Origin of the sequence: uncultured Polaribacter sp. (genome assembly GCF_947503875.1) — a bacterium.
GTDB lineage: Bacteria > Bacteroidota > Bacteroidia > Flavobacteriales > Flavobacteriaceae > Polaribacter.
This window is the reverse complement of record NZ_CANNFH010000006.1, coordinates 56,127-78,378: the sequence shown is the minus strand read 5'-3', so window position 1 is coordinate 78,378 and position 22,252 is coordinate 56,127. Positions and strand designations below refer to the sequence as shown.

The window sequence follows — 22,252 nt, the reverse complement described above, 5'->3', positions numbered from 1 at the left end:
ATTACATGAAAAACGCTAAAGACGGTTTTTTAAAAGGTAGAATACGTAGCTTAAAGTTTGCCTTTAGAGGTGCTTGGTTACTAATTACTAAAGAAGATAGTATTAAAGCACAACTAGGTATTGCTGTTTTTGCAACTGTTATCGGTGTTTATTTTAATATTTCTGGCACAGAATGGATGATCCAATTTTTAGCCATTGGTTTGGTATTAGTTGCAGAAGCTTTAAATACTGCAATAGAAGAAATTGCAGATTTTATTCACCCAGATTTCCACGTAAAAATTGGTTCTATAAAAGATATTGCGGCAGGTGCACCCACCTTTGCCGCAATTATTTCTTTAATTATTGCAGGTTTTATTTATATTCCAAAAATCAATTTGTTATTTTAGCAAAATAGATTTTAAATACCTAAAGTATTAATGGCTAAAAGAAAACCTAGCACCATAAAACCAGCAGAAAATAATGGAGAGAAAAGTCCATTTTTCGCTTTTTTAAAAACCAAACAAGCAAAAACTATTTCGGGTTTTTTTCTAATGTGTTTTGCTGTTTTTTTATGTATCGCCTTTATCTCTTTTTTCTTTAATTGGCAAGAAGACCACAGTACCTTAACAGAATTAACTAACAAACAAGTTAAAAGCAGTAATTTGTTGGGTAAATTTGGGGCTAATTTGAGTCACTTCTTCATTTATAAAGGTTTTGGTATTGCTGCTTTTATTTTATGCTTTCAACTTTTTTACACAGGTTTATCCACTTTAGTTCAAAAAAAACTATCTAAAATAATTGTATCATGGAATTGGGGCTTGGTAGCCATGTTATGGTTATCTGTAACACTAGGTTTTGTAAATAAAAAATATGCTTTATTATCTGGTACCGTTGGTTTTGAAATTAATGATTTTTTACAAACATTTATTGGTAAAACTGGTTTAATTATTGCCCTTATTTTCTTTTTTATAACTTATATGGTATTGCGTTATAAGGTTACTTTTGATAGCTTTTTAGAAAAACTAAAACAAAATAGAATCGCCTTAGCAAATAAAAAGAAAGAAGATTCTACTAAAGAAAAGGAAACTGTAATTCCTGAAATAACAACACAACCAAAAACAGAAACGTCAAGTTCAAATACAAATACTCCTTTAAAAACAGAGGAAAAATCTACATTTGAAAAATCGATTATTGATTTAAAACCAACGATTACAAAACATTCTGATGTCTCTGAAAGTAAAGACAGCATAAAATTAAAAGTAGAAACTACAAAACCAGAAGTTAAAGCACCTATTTTAAAAACAGATTTAGTAATTGAAGAACCAATTAACGAAGCACAAGAAGAAGTAACTGAACTCGAGGTAGAAATAGATGTGGCTATAAATAGAGATGAAGAACACGCTACTAAAAACTTAGCAGACCAATTGGTAAAAGATTTTGGTGAATTTGACCCCACTTTAGAATTGGCTAATTTTAAATTTCCAACTTTTAATTTACTAAAACAGTACAACGAAACTATTTCTATTGATCCTGAAGAATTAGAGGCAAACAAAGATAGAATTGTAGAAACTTTAAAAAATTATAAAATTGGTATTGCAGAAATTAAAGCAACTGTAGGGCCAACTATTACATTGTATGAAATTGTACCAGAAGCAGGTATTAGAATTTCTAAAATTAAAAACCTAGAAGATGATATTGCCTTATCTCTTTCTGCTTTAGGTATTAGAATTATTGCGCCTATACCTGGTAAAGGAACTATTGGTATAGAAGTACCTAATAAAAAATCTACAATTGTATCTATGCACTCTGTAATTTCTTCTAAGAAATTTCAAGAATCGCCAATGGAATTGCCTATTGCTTTAGGTAAAACCATCTCTAATGAAACCTTTGTGGTAGATTTAGCTAAAATGCCACACTTACTAATGGCGGGTGCAACTGGGCAAGGTAAATCTGTTGGTTTAAATGCAGTTCTAACATCACTTTTGTATAAAAAACACCCAGCAGAAGTTAAGTTTATTTTAGTAGATCCTAAAAAAGTAGAACTTACTTTATTTAATAAGATAGAGCGCCATTATTTGGCAAAATTACCAGATGTAGAAGAGGCAATTATTACAGACACTACCAAAGTTGTACATACCTTAAATTCACTTTGTATAGAAATGGACAATCGTTACGATTTGCTAAAAGCGGCAATGGTTCGTAATATAAAAGAATACAATGCAAAATTTAAAAAACGTAAATTAAACCCTAATGATGGGCATCAATTTTTACCTTATATTGTTTTGGTTATTGATGAATTTGCAGATCTAATAATGACTGCTGGTAAAGAAGTAGAAACACCAATTGCAAGATTAGCACAATTAGCTAGAGCCATTGGTATTCACTTAATTGTTGCCACACAAAGACCATCTGTAAATGTAATTACAGGTATTATTAAAGCAAACTTTCCTGCAAGAATAGCATTTAGAGTAACCTCTAAAATAGATTCTAGAACAATTTTAGATGCTGGTGGTGCAGATCAATTAATTGGTAGAGGAGATTTATTATATACAGCAGGAAATGATATTAATAGAATACAATGCGCATTTGTAGACACACCAGAAGTTGAGAAAATTACAGACTTTATTGGCTCTCAAAAAGCCTACTCAGAAGCCTTTTTATTACCAGAGTATGTAGATGATGAAAATGGCATAAGTATTGATGTTGATATAGCAGATAGAGACAAGCTGTTTAAAGATGCTGCAGAAATTATTGTTACAGCACAACAAGGTTCTGCATCTTTATTACAGCGTAAATTAAAGCTCGGCTATAATAGAGCTGGTAGATTAATAGACCAACTAGAAGCTGCTGGCATTGTTGGCGGTTTTGAAGGTAGTAAAGCAAGGCAGGTTTTAGTATCAGATTTAGTAGCTTTAGATCAACTATTAGAAAACGAAAAAAACGCATAACCTCTGATGTAATAAAATAAGAGCCATACAATTTTAACCTTATGAAAAAAATATTATTTTTAGTAATTACTGTATTTTTTACCACACTTACTTTTTCGCAAAACTCAGAAGAAGCTAAAACTTTGTTAGATGAAGTTTCTGTAAAAATGGGTGCTTATAAAAATATGTATATCGGCTTTAGCCAAACTTTAAGTAATGAAGATGCTGGTATAAATGAAGGTGATGAACCACCAATTAGAGGCGAAATTAATTTACAAGGAGAGAAATACAAGCTCAATTATTTAGGAAATCATTTTTTATATGATGGCAAGAGATTACATATTATTAATAACGATGAAAAAGAGGTTTCTATTACTGAGGGAGATTTAGGTGAAGATGATGGCTTCGTATATCCATCTAAACTTCTAAGTTTTTATAAAGAAGGTTATAATTTTGTAATGGGTAAGTTGCAAAACACAAAAGGTAGAAGCATACAATATGTAACTTTAAACCCTATAGATAGTACTTCTGAAATTGTTCAGGTTGAATTAGGTATAGATGCGAAAACAAAGCATATTTACAAACTAATTCAAACCGGCGCAAATGGCTCTAAAACCACGTTTACAATTACAACGTTTAAAAAGAATCAAGATTTGTCTCCTAATTTTTTCACCTTCAATAAAGAAAAATTTTTAGGGCAAAACTATACCATAGATTAATATCTTCTTTTAGTAAAATATTAGTAGCCTATTTACATTTAAGAGCGTACTTTTGATGCAATGAAAATTTTAGATAAATACATCTTAAAAACTTTTTTAAGACCTTTTATAGCTACATTTTTAATTGTGCTTTTTGTCTTGGTTATGCAATTTCTTTGGCAAATGTTCGAAAACATTGCTGGTAAAGGAATTAGCTTTGTTTTTATTGCTAAACTAATGTATTACACTACGTTAATGATTGTGCCACAAGCCTTACCAATTGCCGTACTTTTATCATCCATTATGGCTTTGGGTAGTTTAGGCGAAAACTATGAATTTGCAGCTGCAAAATCTGCAGGAGTTTCTTTGCAAAGACTGGTAAGACCATTAATATTTTTAACCCTATTACTAAGTGCTGTAAATTTTATTTTTTTAAACAATATTTTTCCTTACTCAGTTTTTAAACAGCGTAATTTATACTACAATATAAAAAAGAAAAAGCCTGCGCTAGCCTTGGTTCCTGGCAGTTTTAACAATCTAGAAAGTTTTCAAATTAAATTTGATGAAAAATATGGTGAAGAAGAAAACCTACTTAAAAAAGTATTAATTTATGATTTAAGTGGTAGATATGGTAACACAAAAGTTATTACTGCAGAACGTGGTAAAATTGTTTCAGAAGATGGCAGTAGGTATATGACTTTTATTTTGTACGATGGTTATTATTATGAAGACCATACAAGAATGGCTAGAACAACAGCTAAAAGAAAAAAAATGCCTGCTTCTTCGGCTACATTTGAAGAATACGAATTTAATATTGATATTTCTAAATTGGTTGGTAATGATGCTTTAGAAGATGAAAAAGTAAAGAACAATTATAATATGCGAACCTTAAATCAGCTTAGTGATACCATACCTGTTTTAAAAAATTCATATAATGAACTCTTAAGATCCAGAGCCGCAACAATTACTTCTTTATCCTCTGCAAAGTTATTGTATAAATATCAAGATTCTTTAATACCCAAAAATCTAGACAGCTTAAATATCTTAAACAACTTTACGCTAGACAATAAAATAAGTATTCTTAATAGTGCAAACACAAAAATAAACAGTGCTTTAACCAATGTTTCTAACAACATGAAACCCATGAAATGGAAAAGAAAGACGTTAAACTTTTTCGATTCTGAGTTTTATGGAAGAATTGCGCTATCTTTTTCTTGTTTGATACTCTTTTTTATTGGAGCTCCATTAGGTTCTATTATTAGAAAAGGTGGTTTTGGTTTGCCCATGATTTTGGCAATAGCCATCTATGTAATTTACTTTTTTGGGAATACTATGGGTAAAAACTTAGCAGAAGAAAGCTCTATAACCTCTTTGTTAGGTGCATGGATTTCTGCAATGGTAATGGTACCTTTAGGTATTTTATTAACTAGAAGAGCTACTAATGACAAAGGTATTTTTAACACAGATGCCATAACACAACCAATTAGTAATTTCTTTAAAAAATTCAAGTCTAAAAAAGACAATTAAAATATTATGACAACTTTATCTAGCAACACAAAAACACAATTACACAATATTGCAGAAGCCATAGAAGATATTAGAAATGGTAAAGTAATTATTGTTGTAGATGATGAAAATAGAGAAAACGAAGGCGATTTTTTAGCTGCTGCAGAAAAAGTTACGCCAGATATGATTAATTTTATGGCAACTCACGGTCGTGGTTTAATTTGTGCTCCGCTTACAGAAAAACGCTGTAAAGAGCTAGAATTAGGCATGATGGTTAATAACAACACAGATCCTATGGAAACTGCATTTACAGTTTCTGTAGATTTACGTGGCAAAGGCGTTACTACAGGTATTTCTGCATCAGACAGAGCATTAACCATAAATGCGTTAATAGATAGTAACACTAAACCTCACGATTTGGCTAGACCTGGCCATATTTTTCCATTAAAAGCAAAAACGGGTGGTGTATTAAGAAGAACAGGCCATACAGAAGCTGCTATAGATTTTGCACGTTTAGCAGGCTTAAAACCTGCTGGAGTTATTGTAGAAATAATGAATGAAGATGGCTCAATGGCTCGTTTACCTGAGTTATTAAAAGTTGCTAAAAAATTTGATATTAAAATTGTTTCTATTGAAGATTTAGTGGCTTACAGAATGGAGCACGACTCTTTAATTGAGAAAAAAGAAGACTTTGATATTGTTACACGTTTTGGTGAGTTTCGTTTAAGAGCCTACCAACAAACTACAAATAACCAAGTGCATATTGCCTTAACCAAAGGTTCTTGGACCAAAGAAGAAAGCATTTTAACTAGAGTAAATTCTACCTTAGTAAATAATGATATTTTAGGTACTTTAACCAATAATGCAGATCAGAAACTAGATCAAATGTTTCAGGTGATAAATGATGAAGGCAAGGGTGCCATAATTTTTGTAAATCAACAAAACCAATCGCAGAACTTATTAAGTAGGTTAAAAATTTTAAAAGAAAACCAAGAACAAGGAGAAATTAAAGCACCAGAAATTAAAATGGATGCTAGAGATTTTGGAATTGGTGCTCAAATATTACACGACCTTAATATTAGTAAACTAAAATTAATTTCTAATTCAGAACAAACCAAACGTGTTGGTATGATTGGTTATGGTTTAGAAATTGTAGATTATGTGAAGTATTAGTAATATTGAAGTTGGAAGCATGAAGTTGGAATGTTGAAAAAATTACACAAAATTTTTCCAATCTAAAGCTCCAATTTGCAACTCTTTTGCTTTTTTGTTTTTTTGAAATAATCTTGCTAAATGGTTTCCTCTTAAAATGATGTTTTCCCCTATTACCTCTAACCAACTTCCTTCTCGTAAACCTAACACAGGTGTATCATTAAAAACATGAAACTCTTTTATTCTAGTTTCACGGGTTTCCCCCATGTGTTTAGAACCTTTTTCTGGATCTAAATAATGTGCATTAATGTTAAAAGGTAGACAACCTAAAGTTGTAAAACTTGGTGGATATACAATTGGCATATCATTAGTATTCATCATAGAAACCCCACAAATATTACTACCTGCACTTGTACCCAAATAAGGTGTGCCACTCTCTAAAACTTGCTTTAAACTGCCAACAATATCTTGTTTATAAAGTTGATTTACCAACTCAAAAGTATTGCCACCGCCTGTAAAAATAGCTTCAGCATTTACAACCGCATTTTTAGGGTTTTCATATTCATGTATACCTTTAACATTAATATCTATAGTAACAAAAGCCTTTTTTGCAATGGCTGTATAAGAAGCATAAGAAATACCACTAGGTCTTGCATAAGGTATAAAAAGTAGTGTTTTAACATTTTTAAAATGAACTTTTAAAGTAGGTAAAATGTATTCTAAATATCCACTGCCAAAAACGGTAGATGTACTTGCAATTATCATGTTTTTCATAAGTCAAAAATAATTTATTTTTTTTGTAATATTTCCTTTTTTTAAAAGTGAATAAAAAGTTATTTAACAACTTTTTACAATTGTATTAATAGAGTTTTAAGAGCGTTTACTGCTTTCTTTGTTGCAAAGCAAACAAATGAAACTAAAATTATTTCCCTTATTTTTGGCAATAACTACTTTTTGTGTTGCTCAAAAAAAAGAAAAAATATTCTACGGTAAAATTGTAGATTCCATAGACGTTGTTATAAATGTACATGTTATTAATCTAAAAAATAACAAAGGAACTTTTTCTAATAAAAACGGACTTTTTGAAATTATTGCAACAGAAAATGATAGTTTACAAATTTCTGCAATAGGCTACAAAACCCAAAAAATAAAGGTAAAACCATATCATTTTAGAGAAAAGCTAAATATAATAGTTTTAGCAACAGAAAGGTATAATTTAGATGAAGTTACTGTAAAAAAACATAATCTTTTAGGTAATCTAGATTTAGATTTAAAAGAAGTGCCCGCACCAGATATAGAAGAACTTACTTTTATTAAACTCTTGCAACTTGGTGGTTACAAGAAAAAAATGGAAAAGCAAGATAGAGAAATATTTACAGCAACTTCAAGTGCTGGAGGTATTTCTTTAGACGGTATTATTAATACATTCTCTGGCAGATTAAAAAAATTGATTAAGAGAAAAGCACTAATTGAAGAGATTCAAGATACGGATAAACTATTTCAAAAATATCAGCATTTACTATTACCAAACTTTAAAATTAAAGAAGAAGACTCCTATAAATTTTTAAATTACTGTGTGCAAGACAGTCTTTACAGCAGAAACTTATTAGGTAACGAGTTTGAATTGATTAAATTTTTAGAAAAAAAATCTAAAAATTACATCGCAAACAATTATAAGTAAACGTTTTATGTTTCAAAAAATAATTTTCTTCGTTTTAATTATCAATATTTCTTGCTTTGCACAAAGTAAAAATATTTTTAAAGGAACAATTATAGACTCTACCCATGTTCTTAAAAATGTACATATTGTTAATCTTCAAAATAATAAAGGAACTTATACCAATGCCAAAGGTTTATTTACAATTCCCGCAAAAATTAAAGACAGTTTACAAATTAGTGCCATAGGTTTTACAACTAGAACAATTGTAGTAAAACCTTTTCATTTTAGAGAAAAACAAAATATATTTTTTTTAAGTAAAGCAACAATACTTTTAGATGAAGTTGTAGTTAAAAACACTAATTTAACCGGTTTTATGGAAGTTGACATTAAAGCAATGAAACTTACCTATAAAGAAAAAGCCGTAAAAAGTTTAATGGATGGCTTGTTAGGTTTAGATCCTTTTAAAATTGCAAATATGGGTATTGGTGCAGATGAAACGCACCTAATAAAAGCTACAAAAGTAAATTTACCAAGCTACGGGTTTGGAGGCGTTGGGTTTGCTACAAGCTTAACAAGTAATAAAAAAAGAGAATTCGCACAACAATTGCGAGAATACCAAAAAATACCCGATAAATTATTAAGTGAACTAGGATCGTATTTCTTTTTTACTGAACTTAAAATTCCGAAAGATAAATATTATCATTTTATAGAATATTGTACGTTTAAAAATTTGTTTCATCTTTATATGGAAAAAAAATTAGGAGCTGTTATAACTATTTTAAAAACAGAAAGTAAAACATATTTAGCCATTATAAAACAAGAGTAATGGCTATTTAACAGAATTTTAAAGTACATAATATTTTATAAAAGCAGTTTTTATGTACTTTGTGCCATATATAATTGAATATATGCTAAAAAAGCTACTTTATCTCTTTTTTTTAATTTTCACTTGTTACACAACCTTCTCACAACAAAGGCGAGCACTTATTAATGGAAAAGTAACAGATTCTTTAAGTACCGTAAAAAATGCTAATATTATCAATCTAAAAACCAATCAAGGTACTTTTTCTTCCGATAATGGTAGCTTTATCATGTTTGTTAAAGAAGGAGATTCGCTTAGAATTTCTTCTGTGCAACACTTTACCACATTTGTTGTTGTGAAGAAAAGAAATATCAAGAAGAAAAATATTGAAGTAAAAATAAAATACAAAACAATTGTTTTAGATACTTTTGAAATAAAAAGACACGATTTATCTGGCAGATTAGGTATAGACGCTAAAGAAGCACCCGTAGATAAAAGAGATTCCCTTTTAAGGGTGAGAATGGACTTTTCTAAAATTGATAAAAACGTTGTTGGTCCAATAGATGAAATGGATTTGGCCAAACCTCCTATGAATAATGTAGATCCTACAGCACAATTTGCAGGTGCTGGTGCTGCAGTTGTAGTGCCTTTTGGGTATTCTGAAAGACTTTGGGCACTTAGAAAAAAGCTACAAAGAAAAAAGGAGTTTCCTTATAAAATCATGTCAGAATTAGGAGAAAAATTCTTTTTCGAAAATTTAAAAATCCCTATAGAAAGATATTTTCATTTTTTAGATTATTGCAATCCTTTAGGCATAGAACAGATGCATAAAGACAATAAAATTTTAGATATCATTAAAGTTTTTCAGCAAGAAAGCAAAAGTTATTTAGAGATTATAAATAAAGAATAGTAATTTGGCGCAATAATTGTTTTCAACCACTTATGAAATTAAAAAAACACTTTTTACTAGTACTTATTATTCCACTACTCTCCTTCTCTACGCACAAATATTACTTAAGTCTTACCCAAATAAAATTTAAAGAAAGTGCAAAATCTGTGCAAATAATTACAAGCGTTTTTATGGATGATATTGAGCTTGAAGTAAACAAAGAATTCGACATAAACTTGCAATTAACCACCAAAAAAGAATTGGCTAATAATGATTTTTATTTTGAAAAATATCTAAAAAATGCACTTGCTTTTAAAATAAATGAGGTAACAAAACAATTTAAGTATATTGGCAAGGAGTATGAAGGAGATTTGGTTTATTTTTATTTAGAAATAGAAGAAATACCAGATGTACAATCTATAATAGTAGAAAGTAAATTATTACTTAAAAATTTTCCTGAACAGCAAAATTTAATAAAATCTAAAGTGGGTAATACAAATAAAAGCGTATTACTTACTGCAAAAAATCAAGAAGAAAAACTAATCTATACCAATTAATATTAATCTATTCAAATACACAATTATGAAAAAACTAGGACTACTACTCTTTTCACTATTATTTGTTTCTAGTGCATTTATGGCACAAGAATCAAAAACAAAACAAGGGCATGTAAATAAAAACAAATTTCGCCAAATGAAAGATGTTTTACCTACACCAAATTTACAAAGAACTGCCTCTGGTGCACCTGGTATAAAGTATACACAACAAAAGGTAGACTATAACATGGACATCGTTTTAGACGATGAAAATACTAGAATTTATGGTAATGAAACCATAACCTACCACAACAATTCAGACGATACTTTAGCATATTTATGGGTGCAATTAGACCAAAATATGCGTGCTGCAGATTCTAAAACGCCAGATATTCAGCCAAGTACCATACCTAGCAAAACCTCAAAAACAAGATTTAACACTGCATATATAGAAGATGCTTTTGATGGTGGTTTTAAAATAGAAAGTGTAACCAATATAGATGGTAGCAATTTATCGCACACTATAAACCAAACCATGATGCGTATTAATTTAGCAAAACCATTGGCATCTGGAGAGAAGTTTAAATTTAAAATAAAGTGGTGGTACAACATCAACAACCACAGAACACAAGGTGGTAGATCTGGTTACGAACATTTTAAAGAAAACGGAAATAACAATTATGTAATTGCACAATTTTACCCAAGAATGTGTGTGTATGATAATGTAGAAGGTTGGCAAAACGACCAATTTTGGGGAAGAAGTGAATTTGCTTTAGAATTTGGAGATTTTACAGTGAATATTACTACTCCAGAAGATCACATGTTAGGTGCAACAGGAGTTTTACAAAACCCAAAAGAAGTTTTTTCTAAGAAAGAATTAAATAGAATAAAAAAAGCAAGAAAATCTTTTAACGATCCTGTAATTATAAGAACTCAAAAAGAAGCTACAGCAATTGAAAAAACAAAATCTAAGAAAACAAAAACTTGGAAATTTGTAGCAGAAAATGTGAGAGATTATGCCTTTGCTTCTTCTCGAAAATTTATTTACGATGCTATGGCTGTAGATATTAATGGTAGAACTGTAATGGCAGAATCTTTATACTCTAAAGAAGCAAATCCTTTATATGGAGACCACTCTACAAGAGCTGCAGCACAAACATTAAAAACATATTCTAGATACACGTTTGATTATCCTTATCACAAAGCAATTTCTGTAGATGGACAAATGGGTATGGAATATCCACAAATTTGTTTTAATCCAGGAAGACCAGATTTACCAGATGGCGGATATTCTGACAGAGTAAAGTACAGAATGATAAAAGTAACCATACATGAAGTTGGACATAACTTTTTTCCGATGATTGTAAATTCAGACGAAAGACAATGGACTTGGATGGATGAAGGCTTAAACTCTTTTATGGAAATGCTAGCAGAATTAGATTATGATCCTAACTTTCCTATTGTGAGAGGATATCCTAAAAACATAGTACGTTATATGGCTGGAGATCAATCTAGAATTGCACCAATTATGTCTAAAGGAGATAACGTTTACAGCTTTGGTAACAACGCCTATGGTAAACCAGCAACTGGTTTATGGATGTTAAGAGAAACCATTATGGGTAAAGAGTTATTTGACCATGCATTTAAAACCTACTCACAAAGGTGGATGTTTAAACACCCAACACCTGCAGACTTTTTTAGAACTATGGAAGATGCCTCTGGTGTAGACTTAGATTGGTTTTTTAGAGGTTGGTTTTACACCACAGATGTTACAGATATCGGTATAAAAAGCGTAAGAAAATTTTATGCAAAAGATGCAGGAAACAGTAGTGTAGATTTTATTGAAGACACTAGTGATGGCCTAAAAATTAACAAACCTAACAACGCGCAACCAAAGTATTTCTATGAAATTACTTACAATAAACCAGGAGGTTTGGTAATGCCAATTATTGTAGAGTTTACTTATGAAGATGGTACAACAGAGAAAAAAATGTATCCTGCAGAAATTTGGAGATATACAGATGCTCAAGTAACTAAAGCTGTTCATTCTGATAAGCAAATTACTAAAATTGTAGTAGATCCAGATTTAGAAACTGCAGATGTAGATACGTCTAACAACAGTTACCCAAGACAAATGGGAGATCAATTTAGCAAGTTTAAGGCAAAAAATAAAAACTAAAACAAAGTTAGATTTATAGTTTTTAAAAACGAGAACTTTCAACAAAATAAAAAAACGATGTAGATATGATTCTACATCGTTTTTTGTTCTAATAAAGATTTGTTAAAAAGATACACATTTTTACTTTATTCCCAAGATATTCTTAATTTGCCAATTATTTTTAAAATCAACTTTAGTTTATGAAAAAACTCTCTTTACTCGTATTTTCTCTTTTTTTTATCTCTTTTGCAACCATTGCTCAAGAAAAAAAGGGAACCCAACAAGGTCATACAGATCAAAATAAGTTTAGACAAATGAAAGATCTTTTGGCTACACCAAACGATCAGCACAATGCAGCTGGTGCCCCAGGACACCAATACACACAACAAAAAGTAGATTATATTATGGATATTCGTTTAGACGAAGCCAATAATAAAATTTATGGAGATGAAGACATTACGTATCACAATAACTCTAAAGATCATTTAGAATATTTATGGGTACAATTAGACCAAAACATGAGAGCAGACGATTCTCAAACACCTTTGGCTAGCTCAAATTCTGCGCGTCCTTTTGTTACACCAGATAATTTTATGAGTTCTTACATGGGTAAAAAGAAAGGTTTTGGTTACAACATTACAAAAGTAGAAAGTGGCGGTAAACCTTTATCACACACAATTAACAGAACCATGATGCGTATTAATTTACCAGAACCTTTAGCACCAGGTAAAACGTTTGAATTTAGCATTCAGTGGAACTATAAAATAAACGACATAAACAAAGATGGCGGACGTTCTGGACTAGAAACTTTTAAAGACGGAAACAATAATTATACTATCGCTCAATTTTTTCCAAGATTAGCTGTATATAATAATGTAGAAGGATGGCAAAATATGCAATTTTGGGGACGCTCTGAATTTGCTTTAGAATTTGGAGATTATGAAGTAAGCTTAACAGTGCCTGCAGATCATATTGTAGAAGCAACAGGAGCATTACAAAACGAAAAAGAGGTGTTAACAAAAACACAACGCAAGCGTTTTGAAAAAGCAAGAAAGTCTTTTGACAATCCTGTACTTATTGTTTCTCAAGAAGAGGCAGAACAAAATGAAAAAGGAAGAGCAACAGCAACCAAAACTTGGAAGTTTAAAGCAGAAAAAGTAAGAGACTTCGCTTTTGCTTCTTCTAGAAAATATATTTGGGATGCTATGGCTGTTAACATAAACGGCAAAACTATTATGGCTACTTCTTTATACCCAAAAGAAGGTAATCCTCTATGGGAAGAGCATTCTACAAGAGCAGTAGCTACTACGTTAGAAGAATACTCTAAATTAACTTTTGATTATCCTTACCCAAAAGCAGTTTCTGTACACTCAGAAAGACAAGGTATGGAGTACCCAATGATTTGTTTTAATTTTGGAAGACCAAATCCTGATGGAACATATTCTAATAGAACTAAAAAAGGAATGATTGGTGTAATTATACATGAGGTTGGACATAATTTTTTCCCAATGATTGTAAATTCTGATGAAAGACAATGGACTTGGATGGATGAAGGATTAAATTCTTTTGTAGAAATTTTAGCTTCTGATGTTTATGATGCAGAATTGTTTGCCTCTAACCCTGCAAAAGGAATTACAAGATACATGGGTGGAGATCAATCTAACATCTCTCCTATTATGTCTCAAGGAGATTATGTAAAACAATTTGGACCAAATGCTTACACAAAACCAGCTGCTGGTTTATATATTTTAAGAAAAACAATTATGGGACCAGAATTGTTTGACCATGCTTTTAGAACATACTCACAAAGATGGATGTTTAAACACCCAACTCCAGAAGATTTCTTTAGATCTATGCAAGACGCTTCTGCTATGGATTTAGACTGGTTTTTTAGAGGTTGGTTTTATACTACAGATGTAACAGATATTGGTATTAAAGAAGTAAAACCACTTTACTTAACAGACAAACCAAGTGAGCGTGTTACCAAATTAAAAGAGCAATACAAGCAATATTTTGATAGTTTAGGTGACTTAGTTTACATTACTGATAAAAAAGAAGATGCTAACGCAAAAGCTTTAGACAAATATGCTGATGGTGCTGAAGTACCTGCTTATTTATATGCTGTAGAATTTGAAAAGCCAGGAGGTTTAATTATGCCATTAATTGTAGAATTAACTTATGCAGATGGTACTACAAAAAGAGAAACTTTTCCTGCTCAAATTTGGATGAAGAATGACAACGCTGCAACAAGAGTTTTTGCATCAACCAAAGAAATTAAAAGTATCGTGGTAGATCCAGATTTTGAAACTGCAGATGTAGATACTTCTAACAATACTTGGCCTAAAAAAGAAGGCGATAAGTTTGATGAATTTAAAAATAAACAGAAAAACTAAAGTTTGTTTTTCTAGATTAAAAAAGCCTCGTTTACAAGTTGTAAACGAGGCTTTTTTAATTGTGTTGTAATCTTTAAAATTACTCTCCAGAATAACTTACAAAGTTTCTAGGAGTTTCGTACAAAGTAATTTCTAAATCTAAATGCGTAGGTAATAATTTTCTTAACTTTTGATAAGAAACCACACAAATATTTTCTGCAGTAGGGTTTAAATCCTGAAACTCTTCAACCTCTAAATTTAAGTTTTTATGGTCAAAACATTCTTCAATTTCAGACTTTATATGATTTTTTAAAATACCTAAATCATACACATAACCTGTTTCTTGATCAATTTCTCCTTTTAAAGAAACAATCATCTCATAATTATGGCCATGAAAGTTTGGATTGCTACATTTATTAAAAACCGCAAAGTTTTTCTCATCACTCCAATCCTTTCTGTACAATCTGTGTGCTGCATTAAAATGCGCTTTTCTATGAACGGTAACTTTAGGCATATTTTTATTTGATTAAGTTGTAATTCGCAATTTTCTCGTAAGATTTTTCAAAAATAATTTTAAACCAAGCTGTATATAGCTCAGGTTTATCTTCAATATCTTTCTTAACATCTTCCAAAGGCATCCACTTATAAGCTTCTACCTCTTCCCTATTTACAATAGGTGCATCATTATAAAAACCAACCATAACATGGTCTAGTTCGTGCTCAGTTAATCCATTATCAAAAGGCGCCTTGTAAATAAAAGAAAAAACCTCTTTTAACTCTGCTGTAAAACCCATTTCCTCCATCAATCTTCTTTTACCTGCTTGTAAATTGGTTTCTCCATCTCTTTGATGAGAGCAGCAAGTATTCGTCCATAACAAGGGCGAATGGTATTTAGAGGCCGCTCTTTGTTGTAACATCAATTCTCCTTTATCATTAAAAATAAAAACAGAAAATGCTCTGTGTAATAAAGCTTTTTCATGTGCTTCTATCTTTTCCATTAAACCAATTTTTTGGTCATTAGAATCTACTAAAATTACGTTTTCTATCATTTTAACAAAAATAGCAAATGAGGTAGCAATAAATCATAAAAAAAAATTAAAACAAATCAAATTTCCGTTTTATTTTATGTTGATGATTTATATTTGACTTCTCAAAAAATCATCTTTTCATGAAAATAGTTGTAAAATTTTTAATTGTCTTTTTTAGCGTATTTCTTTTTCAATGCAAAGGAGAAGAAACCATTAAAAACAATAAGGCAACAAATCCTCAAAAAAATCTAGAAAAAAAAGTAGAAAAACGTTGGGACAGTTTAAATGAAAGCAATGTTGAAGCCTTTTTTACAGCATATGGCAAGACAAATAAAGAAAATAAGGTTATTATAAAAACAAGGTTTGGTAATATTAAAATACGTTTGTACGATGATGTGCCTGTGCATAGAGCTAATTTTATTTTTTTAACTAAAATAAAATATTTTGATACTACAGAAATCTACAGAGTGGCTAAAAACTTTGTAATACAAGGTGGTAATTCTGATGATACATATACTTTAAAACAACGCAGATTATATGGTAATTACAGAATAAAACCAGAGTTTAGAAGCAATAGAAAACACAAATATGGTGCTTTAGCAGCTGCCAGAGATTGGGAAGACAATCCTGATAAACTTTCTAACCCATTTGAATTTTATATGGTACATAGCAAAAGAGGTGCCCATCATTTAAACAAAGAACATACAGTTTTTGGTGAAGTAATTGCTGGCTTTGATACTATGAATAAAATATCTAAAGTAAAAGTTGGTGTAGATGAATGGCCTATGGAAGATATTAGAATGACTATTGAAATATTAGAATAAAATTTACTTATTTCACCTTAAGAAAAAGTAAAATCTCCTTAAAATTTACTGCTATAAGAAGTAATTACGATTTCAGAAATTTAATCTTAAAAAATAGGTAAAAGCTACCTTAAGTTTTTTGTGAGTATAGCACTAAAAACGCTATAAAAATTATATAATAAAACTTATCTTTGCACCTCAATTTTTGTAGATGAACTTTTTAAAAGAAATAGAACGTAGAAGAACTTTTGGTATTATATCGCATCCTGATGCTGGTAAAACCACATTAACAGAAAAGTTGTTACTTTTTGGTGGTGCAATACAAGAAGCAGGCGCTGTAAAGAATAACAAAATTAAAAAAGGCGCAACTTCAGATTTTATGGAAATTGAGCGTCAGCGTGGTATTTCTGTAGCTACCTCTGTTTTAGCTTTTATCTACAAAAACAAAAAAATAAATATATTAGACACACCTGGTCACAAAGATTTTGCAGAAGATACGTTTAGAACTTTAACTGCTGTAGATAGTGTTATTGTTGTTATTGATGTTGCCAAAGGTGTTGAGCCACAAACAGAAAAATTAGTAGAAGTTTGTAGAATGCGTAGCATACCTATGCTTGTTTTTATAAATAAATTAGATAGAGAAGGTAAAGATGCGTTTGATTTATTAGATGAAGTTGAGCAAAAACTGGGTTTAACAGTTACACCAATGAGTTTTCCTATTGGTATGGGTTATGATTTTAAAGGAATTTACAACATTTGGGAAAAGAAACTAAACCTTTTTTCTGGTGATAACAAAACATCAATATCTGAAGGTATAGAATTTGATGATTTGGCAAACCCTAAATTAGATGAAATTATAGGAGAAACTGCCGCAGAAACCCTAAGAGAAGAAGTTGAATTGGTTAGTGAAGTATATCCTACTTTTGATAGCGCTCAGTATTTAGAAGGTAAATTACAACCCGTATTTTTTGGTTCTGCATTAAATAATTTTGGGGTAAAAGAGTTGTTAGATGCTTTTATAGAAATAGCGCCATCACCTCAACCTAAAAAAGCAGAAGAACGTCTAGTAGATTCTAAAGAAGAAAAATTAACAGGTTTTGTATTTAAAATACATGCCAATATGGATCCTAAACACAGAGATCGTTTGGCTTTTATAAAAATTGTATCAGGAGTTTTTAGAAGAAATTCTCCTTATTTACATGTTAGAAACGGTAAAAAAGTAAAATTTTCTAGTCCGAATGCTTTTTTTGCTGAGAAAAAAGAAATTGTAGACGAATCTTTCCCGGGAGATATTGTAGGAATTCATGATACTGGTAATTTTAAAATTGGAGATACCTTAACTGAAGGCGAACAATTGAATTTTAAAGGAATACCAAGTTTTTCTCCAGAACATTTTAGATATGTGAATAATGCAGATCCAATGAAATCTAAACAATTATACAAAGGTTTAGATCAATTAATGGATGAAGGTGTTGCGCAATTATTCACCTTAGACATGAATGGTAGACGTGTAATTGGTACAGTTGGTGCTTTACAATATGAAGTAATTCAATACAGATTAGAACACGAATATGGTGCAAAATGTACATACGAAAATTTACAAGTACATAAAGCATGTTGGGTAGAACCTGAAGATGCTAAAAACGACGAGTTTAAAGACTTTAAACGTGTAAAACAACGTTATTTAGCAAAAGACAAACAAGGGCAATTGGTGTTTTTAGCAGATTCTGCATTTACAATACAAATGACCCAAAGCAAATACCCAACTGTAAAACTGCATTTTACAAGTGAGTTTAAGAATAATTAAGATGAAAAAAAGTATCCTATTTTTACTGTTTTTATCAACTTTACAAATCTTTTCTCAAGATTTTACTATAAATGATATTAAAACTGTAGAATTAAAAAACGGAATTCGTTTAAATCATATTATTATAAATCAACCAGACATTACTTATCAATATGGGGATGGTTCTACTTACGATTTAAAACCAAAAATGGGGTTTTTAGGTTTAAATTATAATATTCCTTTAAATGATTGGCTGTATACAGGTGCTGGTTTTCATGCAGCAAGTATTGGAGATCAAGGCGGTTTATTTACTCTAGGTGTAAATTTAGGAGTAAATTTACCAATCTATAAAAACTTATACTTTGATGCTAACGTGCACTTTGGTGGTGGTGGTGGATTTAGAAGTTTGGTAAATGGTGGGGCTATCTTATACCCAAATGCAGGTTTGCAATATAAAACTAAATATGCTTCTTTTGGTGTACAATATGGTATTGTAGATTTTTTTGATGGCATTCAAGGAGGAGAAAATGTATCTTTTTTTGTAGAAATACCCACAACTATAAGAGCTGGCTCTTATAAAAATGCACATGAAACCTACAACATAGTAGCTTCTGATGATCCTTTTTGGGGAAAATCTGCCGTTAAAAGTGTACAACAAGTAAAATTCGATTTCTTTTTTCCTATAGGAGATACCAGAAACGATGGTTTAGGTAACTTTAACAACACAACACCTATAAACCAAACACTTTACATTATTGGTTTTGAATATCAACGTTATGTAAATACAAATACATTTTTATATGCGCATTTAGATACTATGTATAGTGGCTTAAGAGCAGGTTTTATGGATATGTTTTTTGGTATTGGTAGAAACTTTATAGAAACTAAATATGTAAATTTCTTTGCCAAAATGGGACTTGGTGTTGCTGGTGGTAGAATTTTTCCAGAAAACGGTTTAACTATGTACCCAAGTGCAGGTTTTGATGTAAGAATGTCTGAACATTTTGGTATAAGTGCTCATGGAGGTTACCATAGATCTATTGGTGGTACCTTTGAGGCAATTACAAGTGGTATCAGTTTAAAATATTATGGTTTAAGTGGTGGCACAAAAGACCCAAAAACAGGTGAAGTTTTAAAAACAATTAAAACACAAGGCGTGCAAATTGGTGTACAAAATCAAACTTATTTTGATGTTGCTATTTTAGATAGACCTGATAGAGATTTAGAGCAAATAGCTTTAAAAATAAATTACGATATTTCTGAAAGAGTATATGTTTCAGGAGAAGCCTCATTTGCCTATTTAGGCAGTGCTGGTGGTTATGCGCATGGTATTTTTGGTTTAGGAATTAAATCTAATAAATTTGTAAAAGACAAACTTTCACTTTTTGCAGAGGCAGCAACAGGTGTTGCTGGTGGTGGTGGTGTAGATTCTGGTATAGGTGTTTTAATAAGACCTAGTGTAGGTATTAATTATCATATTACAGATAATTTTAATTTAAACACTTCTTTAGGGCAAATGTGGTCTCCCTATGGAAACGTAAACTCTACGAATTTAAATGTAGGATTTACATATAGTTTGTCTGTGTTAAACGCTAAAAAATAATATTTTTTCTGATATTTTTCAGAAAATAACTAAATGTAAGTTCGAGCGCAGTCGAGAACATAAAATAAAACAATAGCTCTCGACTGCGCTCGAGAAAACCAAATTAAAATAAAATGAAAGACGGAATTTACGCAAAATTTAATACTCCTAAAGGAGATATCTTAGTACAATTAGAGCACGAAAAAACACCTGGAACAGTAGGTAATTTTGTTGCTTTAACAGAAGGTAATTTAGAAAACTCGGCAAAAGACCAAGGAACACCTTATTATAATGGTTTAAAATTTCATAGAGTAATACCAGATTTTATGATACAAGGTGGTTGCCCACAAGGCACAGGAACTGGAAACCCAGGTTATAAGTTTGATGATGAATTTCATCCTGATTTAAAGCACGATACGCCTGGTAAATTAGCTATGGCAAATTCTGGACCAGCAACTAATGGTTCTCAATTCTATATCACTCACGTACCTACACCTTGGTTAGACGGCAAACATACTGTTTTTGGTTCTGTAATAGAAGGACAAGATGTGGTAGATGCTATTGCACAAGGAGATGAGTTAAAAGCAGTAGAAATTATTAGAGTTGGTACAGATGCTGAAGCATTTAATGCGGTAGAAGCGTTTAGGACTTTTGAAGGTTCTAGAGAAAAGAGAGAGGCAGAAGCAAAAGCTGCTCAAAAAGAAATGTTAGACAAAGTTGCTGCAGGTTATGATGAAACTGCTAGTGGTTTACGTTACCAAATCTTACAAAAAGGAGAAGGTAAAAAAGCCACTAAAGGTGCAGGTGTTTCTGTACACTATAAAGGCCAGCTATTAGACGGTACCGTTTTTGATTCTTCTTACAAAAGAAAGCAACCAATAGACTTTAATGTAGGTGTTGGTCAAGTTATTTCTGGATGGGATGAAGGCATACAACTATTACAAGTTGGAGACAAAGCTCGTTTTGTAATTCCATCTGATTTAGCTTATGGTTCTGCTGGTGCAGGAGGTGTAATTCCACCAGATGCAACACTTATATTTGATGTTGAGTTAATGGATGTGAAATAAACATTAAATTAAGTTATAAAAAAATAACCCTCAAAAACTATATAGTTTTTGATGGTTATTTTTTTATTTAATACAAAGATAAAGAACAGTTTAGTTTTAATTTCTTCTTAACTTGATAGTGTTATTAATTCTAACGTTGTTTATGTATTTTATATTCCTTTTGCAATTTTAAAATTATAGCACTAATATCTACTCTAGATTCTAATGCAAAACCTAACTTTTTTAAACTATTTTGATACGCACTAATTTGCTTTTTGCATGTATTTTCTTTGGGCAGCAGTCCACTTATTTAAAGGTTTAAATTTCTCTCTTTTTGTATAATACAGCGGCTTTAGATTTTATCTTTTTAACTAAAAACGTTTTATCGTTATAAAATTTGTCAAACTCTATAGCTTTTTAAGTTCAATTAACGGCAGTACTCCGCAGCGCAAGTCTAAATAAACTAAATTAGTATTATTCTTTAAATATTGTTTTAAACTTACAAATTTAAAAGACTATTTAAGTATTGTTAAACCAAAAATAATACACAAAAAAAAGTCATACAAAAATATGATTTTTATATGACTCTTTTATTTTAAAAAAACAATTAAACTATCTAGCTCCCAACACTTTAATTGGTAATATAAATATTTCTGAAGCTGTTTTAGTAGAGACTTTCTTATAATTTAATCTCCTTTTTACAAAAGCATCTACTGCACTGTTATTGGTATCTACAGATAAAACTACAATTTCGTTCTTACTATTAATCATAATTTTTACCGTCGCTTTTTCTGTATCAGCTAAAGTTAATTCGGAATTTTTTAAAAGCTTTTGTACATCTTTTGTAATTGTTGTTTTTACCTCCTTTTTATCAAAAGATGGCCCTTCATTTGATGCGGCTACTAAAGTACTAAACCCTAATAAAAAGGCTACTACTACTGTTTTAATTTTTAAAGTATTCATTTTGTTTTTTATTTATTTTATTTGTCTATTTTAAAACTGCCGCAAAAATACGAAGGAATAAAACTTCTAAATGTTATAAATTCCTTAAAAAAATAATCAAAAAACACCATAAAAATAAATTATTTACATTAAATAAACATTAAAATTACATATTATTCATATTTTAATTATTAAACAGCTAAAAAGAATTGGCTTTACTTGTAATTATTGATGTCTTTTAAAAGAAGTAGCTCACTATTATTACACCTGACAAATAAATTGTTACGAATTCTGTAATACTTTTTTTAAAAAATCTAATTTGTGAAAATTAAGTTCATTTAGTGTTATTACAGAAATTTTTATAAGTACTTATTTGTAAAAAAGTT

19 protein-coding genes are annotated in these 22,252 nt (G+C 30.5%); 15 read left to right on the top strand and 4 right to left on the bottom strand.

What is annotated here, in order from left to right; all coding sequences use genetic code 11:
* Positions 1–5 precede the first annotated feature (5 nt).
* Genes Q0684_RS11015 through ribB form a run of 5 tightly spaced genes read left to right on the top strand, consistent with a single transcriptional unit; the run spans position 6 to position 6,283 of the window.
* Entirely contained in the window at positions 6–386 is a 381-nt protein-coding gene (locus Q0684_RS11015; RefSeq protein WP_299016569.1) for a diacylglycerol kinase family protein, read from the top strand.
* A 30-nt stretch (positions 387–416) separates the two neighbouring features.
* Positions 417–2,927 carry a DNA translocase FtsK gene (locus tag Q0684_RS11010; RefSeq protein WP_299016567.1) on the top strand — a complete coding sequence of 837 codons (2,511 nt, stop codon included), beginning with the start codon at positions 417–419 and terminating at the stop codon, positions 2,925–2,927.
* 41 nt (positions 2,928–2,968) lie between these two features.
* A complete protein-coding gene (locus tag Q0684_RS11005) occupies positions 2,969–3,625 on the top strand; it encodes an outer membrane lipoprotein carrier protein LolA (RefSeq protein WP_299016566.1) in 657 nt (218 codons plus the stop codon).
* Between the two features lie 60 nt (positions 3,626–3,685).
* A complete protein-coding gene (locus Q0684_RS11000; protein ID WP_299016564.1) occupies positions 3,686–5,131 on the top strand; it encodes an LptF/LptG family permease in 1,446 nt (481 codons plus the stop codon).
* Positions 5,132–5,137: 6 nt separating this feature from the next.
* Positions 5,138–6,283: a 3,4-dihydroxy-2-butanone-4-phosphate synthase gene (ribB, locus tag Q0684_RS10995; protein WP_299016562.1), complete on the top strand. Its 1,146-nt coding sequence runs from the start codon at positions 5,138–5,140 to the stop codon at positions 6,281–6,283.
* Between the two features lie 42 nt (positions 6,284–6,325).
* On the opposite strand, the gene pepE is transcribed toward ribB, so the two are convergent.
* Positions 6,326–7,036, bottom strand: coding sequence for a dipeptidase PepE (gene pepE / locus Q0684_RS10990; protein ID WP_299016560.1), 711 nt, complete (start codon positions 7,034–7,036; stop codon positions 6,326–6,328).
* 136 nt (positions 7,037–7,172) lie between these two features.
* Here pepE and Q0684_RS10985 point away from each other — a divergent pair, with 136 nt between their 5' ends.
* The 6 genes from Q0684_RS10985 to Q0684_RS10960 all read left to right on the top strand — a co-directional run bounded on the left by Q0684_RS10985 (position 7,173) and on the right by Q0684_RS10960 (position 14,700).
* Positions 7,173–7,943, top strand: a complete 771-nt coding sequence (locus tag Q0684_RS10985; protein WP_299016558.1) for a carboxypeptidase-like regulatory domain-containing protein — start codon at positions 7,173–7,175, stop codon at positions 7,941–7,943.
* A 7-nt stretch (positions 7,944–7,950) separates the two neighbouring features.
* Positions 7,951–8,748: a carboxypeptidase-like regulatory domain-containing protein gene (locus tag Q0684_RS10980; protein WP_299016556.1), complete on the top strand. Its 798-nt coding sequence runs from the start codon at positions 7,951–7,953 to the stop codon at positions 8,746–8,748.
* An 82-nt stretch (positions 8,749–8,830) separates the two neighbouring features.
* Entirely contained in the window at positions 8,831–9,634 is an 804-nt protein-coding gene (locus Q0684_RS10975; RefSeq protein WP_299016554.1) for a hypothetical protein, read from the top strand.
* Positions 9,635–9,666: 32 nt separating this feature from the next.
* Entirely contained in the window at positions 9,667–10,170 is a 504-nt protein-coding gene (locus Q0684_RS10970) for a DUF6702 family protein (protein WP_299016552.1), read from the top strand.
* A gap of 25 nt (positions 10,171–10,195) precedes the next feature.
* A complete protein-coding gene (locus Q0684_RS10965) occupies positions 10,196–12,328 on the top strand; it encodes a M1 family metallopeptidase (RefSeq protein WP_299016550.1) in 2,133 nt (710 codons plus the stop codon).
* A 179-nt stretch (positions 12,329–12,507) separates the two neighbouring features.
* Entirely contained in the window at positions 12,508–14,700 is a 2,193-nt protein-coding gene (locus Q0684_RS10960; RefSeq protein ID WP_299016548.1) for a M1 family metallopeptidase, read from the top strand.
* 79 nt (positions 14,701–14,779) lie between these two features.
* On the opposite strand, the gene Q0684_RS10955 is transcribed toward Q0684_RS10960, so the two are convergent.
* Positions 14,780–15,193 carry a 6-carboxytetrahydropterin synthase gene (locus tag Q0684_RS10955; RefSeq protein ID WP_299016546.1) on the bottom strand — a complete coding sequence of 138 codons (414 nt, stop codon included), beginning with the start codon at positions 15,191–15,193 and terminating at the stop codon, positions 14,780–14,782.
* Positions 15,194–15,197: 4 nt separating this feature from the next.
* Positions 15,198–15,728: an isopentenyl-diphosphate Delta-isomerase gene (gene idi, locus Q0684_RS10950; RefSeq protein WP_299016544.1), complete on the bottom strand. Its 531-nt coding sequence runs from the start codon at positions 15,726–15,728 to the stop codon at positions 15,198–15,200.
* A gap of 119 nt (positions 15,729–15,847) precedes the next feature.
* Here idi and Q0684_RS10945 point away from each other — a divergent pair, with 119 nt between their 5' ends.
* From Q0684_RS10945 to Q0684_RS10930, 4 genes are all read left to right on the top strand, one after another.
* The gene (locus Q0684_RS10945; protein WP_299016542.1) at positions 15,848–16,531 is read left to right on the top strand and encodes a peptidylprolyl isomerase; all 684 of its coding nucleotides are present in this window, start codon (positions 15,848–15,850) and stop codon (positions 16,529–16,531) included.
* Between the two features lie 190 nt (positions 16,532–16,721).
* Entirely contained in the window at positions 16,722–18,317 is a 1,596-nt protein-coding gene (locus Q0684_RS10940; RefSeq protein WP_299016540.1) for a peptide chain release factor 3, read from the top strand.
* Between the two features lies 1 nt (position 18,318).
* Positions 18,319–19,899, top strand: a complete 1,581-nt coding sequence (locus tag Q0684_RS10935; protein WP_299016538.1) for a hypothetical protein — start codon at positions 18,319–18,321, stop codon at positions 19,897–19,899.
* 113 nt (positions 19,900–20,012) lie between these two features.
* Positions 20,013–20,945 (top strand): peptidylprolyl isomerase, encoded by a 933-nt coding sequence (locus Q0684_RS10930; RefSeq protein ID WP_299016536.1) that lies wholly within the window; start codon positions 20,013–20,015, stop codon positions 20,943–20,945.
* 591 nt (positions 20,946–21,536) lie between these two features.
* Here the strand turns inward: Q0684_RS10930 and Q0684_RS10925 are convergent.
* A complete protein-coding gene (locus Q0684_RS10925) occupies positions 21,537–21,887 on the bottom strand; it encodes a hypothetical protein (RefSeq protein ID WP_299016534.1) in 351 nt (116 codons plus the stop codon).
* Positions 21,888–22,252 lie beyond the last annotated feature (365 nt).

Bases quoted from the DNA above. Each gene is read 5' to 3' on its own strand.
- Q0684_RS11015 (WP_299016569.1), top strand. From the start codon at position 6: ATGAAAAACGCTAAAGACGGTTTTTTAAAAGGTAGAATACGTAGCTTA.
- Q0684_RS11010 (WP_299016567.1), top strand. From the start codon at position 417: ATGGCTAAAAGAAAACCTAGCACCATAAAACCAGCAGAAAATAATGGA.
- Q0684_RS11005 (WP_299016566.1), top strand. From the start codon at position 2,969: ATGAAAAAAATATTATTTTTAGTAATTACTGTATTTTTTACCACACTT.
- Q0684_RS11000 (WP_299016564.1), top strand. From the start codon at position 3,686: ATGAAAATTTTAGATAAATACATCTTAAAAACTTTTTTAAGACCTTTT.
- ribB (WP_299016562.1), top strand. From the start codon at position 5,138: ATGACAACTTTATCTAGCAACACAAAAACACAATTACACAATATTGCA.
- pepE (WP_299016560.1), bottom strand. From the start codon at position 7,036: ATGAAAAACATGATAATTGCAAGTACATCTACCGTTTTTGGCAGTGGA.
- Q0684_RS10985 (WP_299016558.1), top strand. From the start codon at position 7,173: ATGAAACTAAAATTATTTCCCTTATTTTTGGCAATAACTACTTTTTGT.
- Q0684_RS10980 (WP_299016556.1), top strand. From the start codon at position 7,951: ATGTTTCAAAAAATAATTTTCTTCGTTTTAATTATCAATATTTCTTGC.
- Q0684_RS10975 (WP_299016554.1), top strand. From the start codon at position 8,831: ATGCTAAAAAAGCTACTTTATCTCTTTTTTTTAATTTTCACTTGTTAC.
- Q0684_RS10970 (WP_299016552.1), top strand. From the start codon at position 9,667: ATGAAATTAAAAAAACACTTTTTACTAGTACTTATTATTCCACTACTC.
- Q0684_RS10965 (WP_299016550.1), top strand. From the start codon at position 10,196: ATGAAAAAACTAGGACTACTACTCTTTTCACTATTATTTGTTTCTAGT.
- Q0684_RS10960 (WP_299016548.1), top strand. From the start codon at position 12,508: ATGAAAAAACTCTCTTTACTCGTATTTTCTCTTTTTTTTATCTCTTTT.
- Q0684_RS10955 (WP_299016546.1), bottom strand. From the start codon at position 15,193: ATGCCTAAAGTTACCGTTCATAGAAAAGCGCATTTTAATGCAGCACAC.
- idi (WP_299016544.1), bottom strand. From the start codon at position 15,728: ATGATAGAAAACGTAATTTTAGTAGATTCTAATGACCAAAAAATTGGT.
- Q0684_RS10945 (WP_299016542.1), top strand. From the start codon at position 15,848: ATGAAAATAGTTGTAAAATTTTTAATTGTCTTTTTTAGCGTATTTCTT.
- Q0684_RS10940 (WP_299016540.1), top strand. From the start codon at position 16,722: ATGAACTTTTTAAAAGAAATAGAACGTAGAAGAACTTTTGGTATTATA.
- Q0684_RS10935 (WP_299016538.1), top strand. From the start codon at position 18,319: ATGAAAAAAAGTATCCTATTTTTACTGTTTTTATCAACTTTACAAATC.
- Q0684_RS10930 (WP_299016536.1), top strand. From the start codon at position 20,013: ATGAAAGACGGAATTTACGCAAAATTTAATACTCCTAAAGGAGATATC.
- Q0684_RS10925 (WP_299016534.1), bottom strand. From the start codon at position 21,887: ATGAATACTTTAAAAATTAAAACAGTAGTAGTAGCCTTTTTATTAGGG.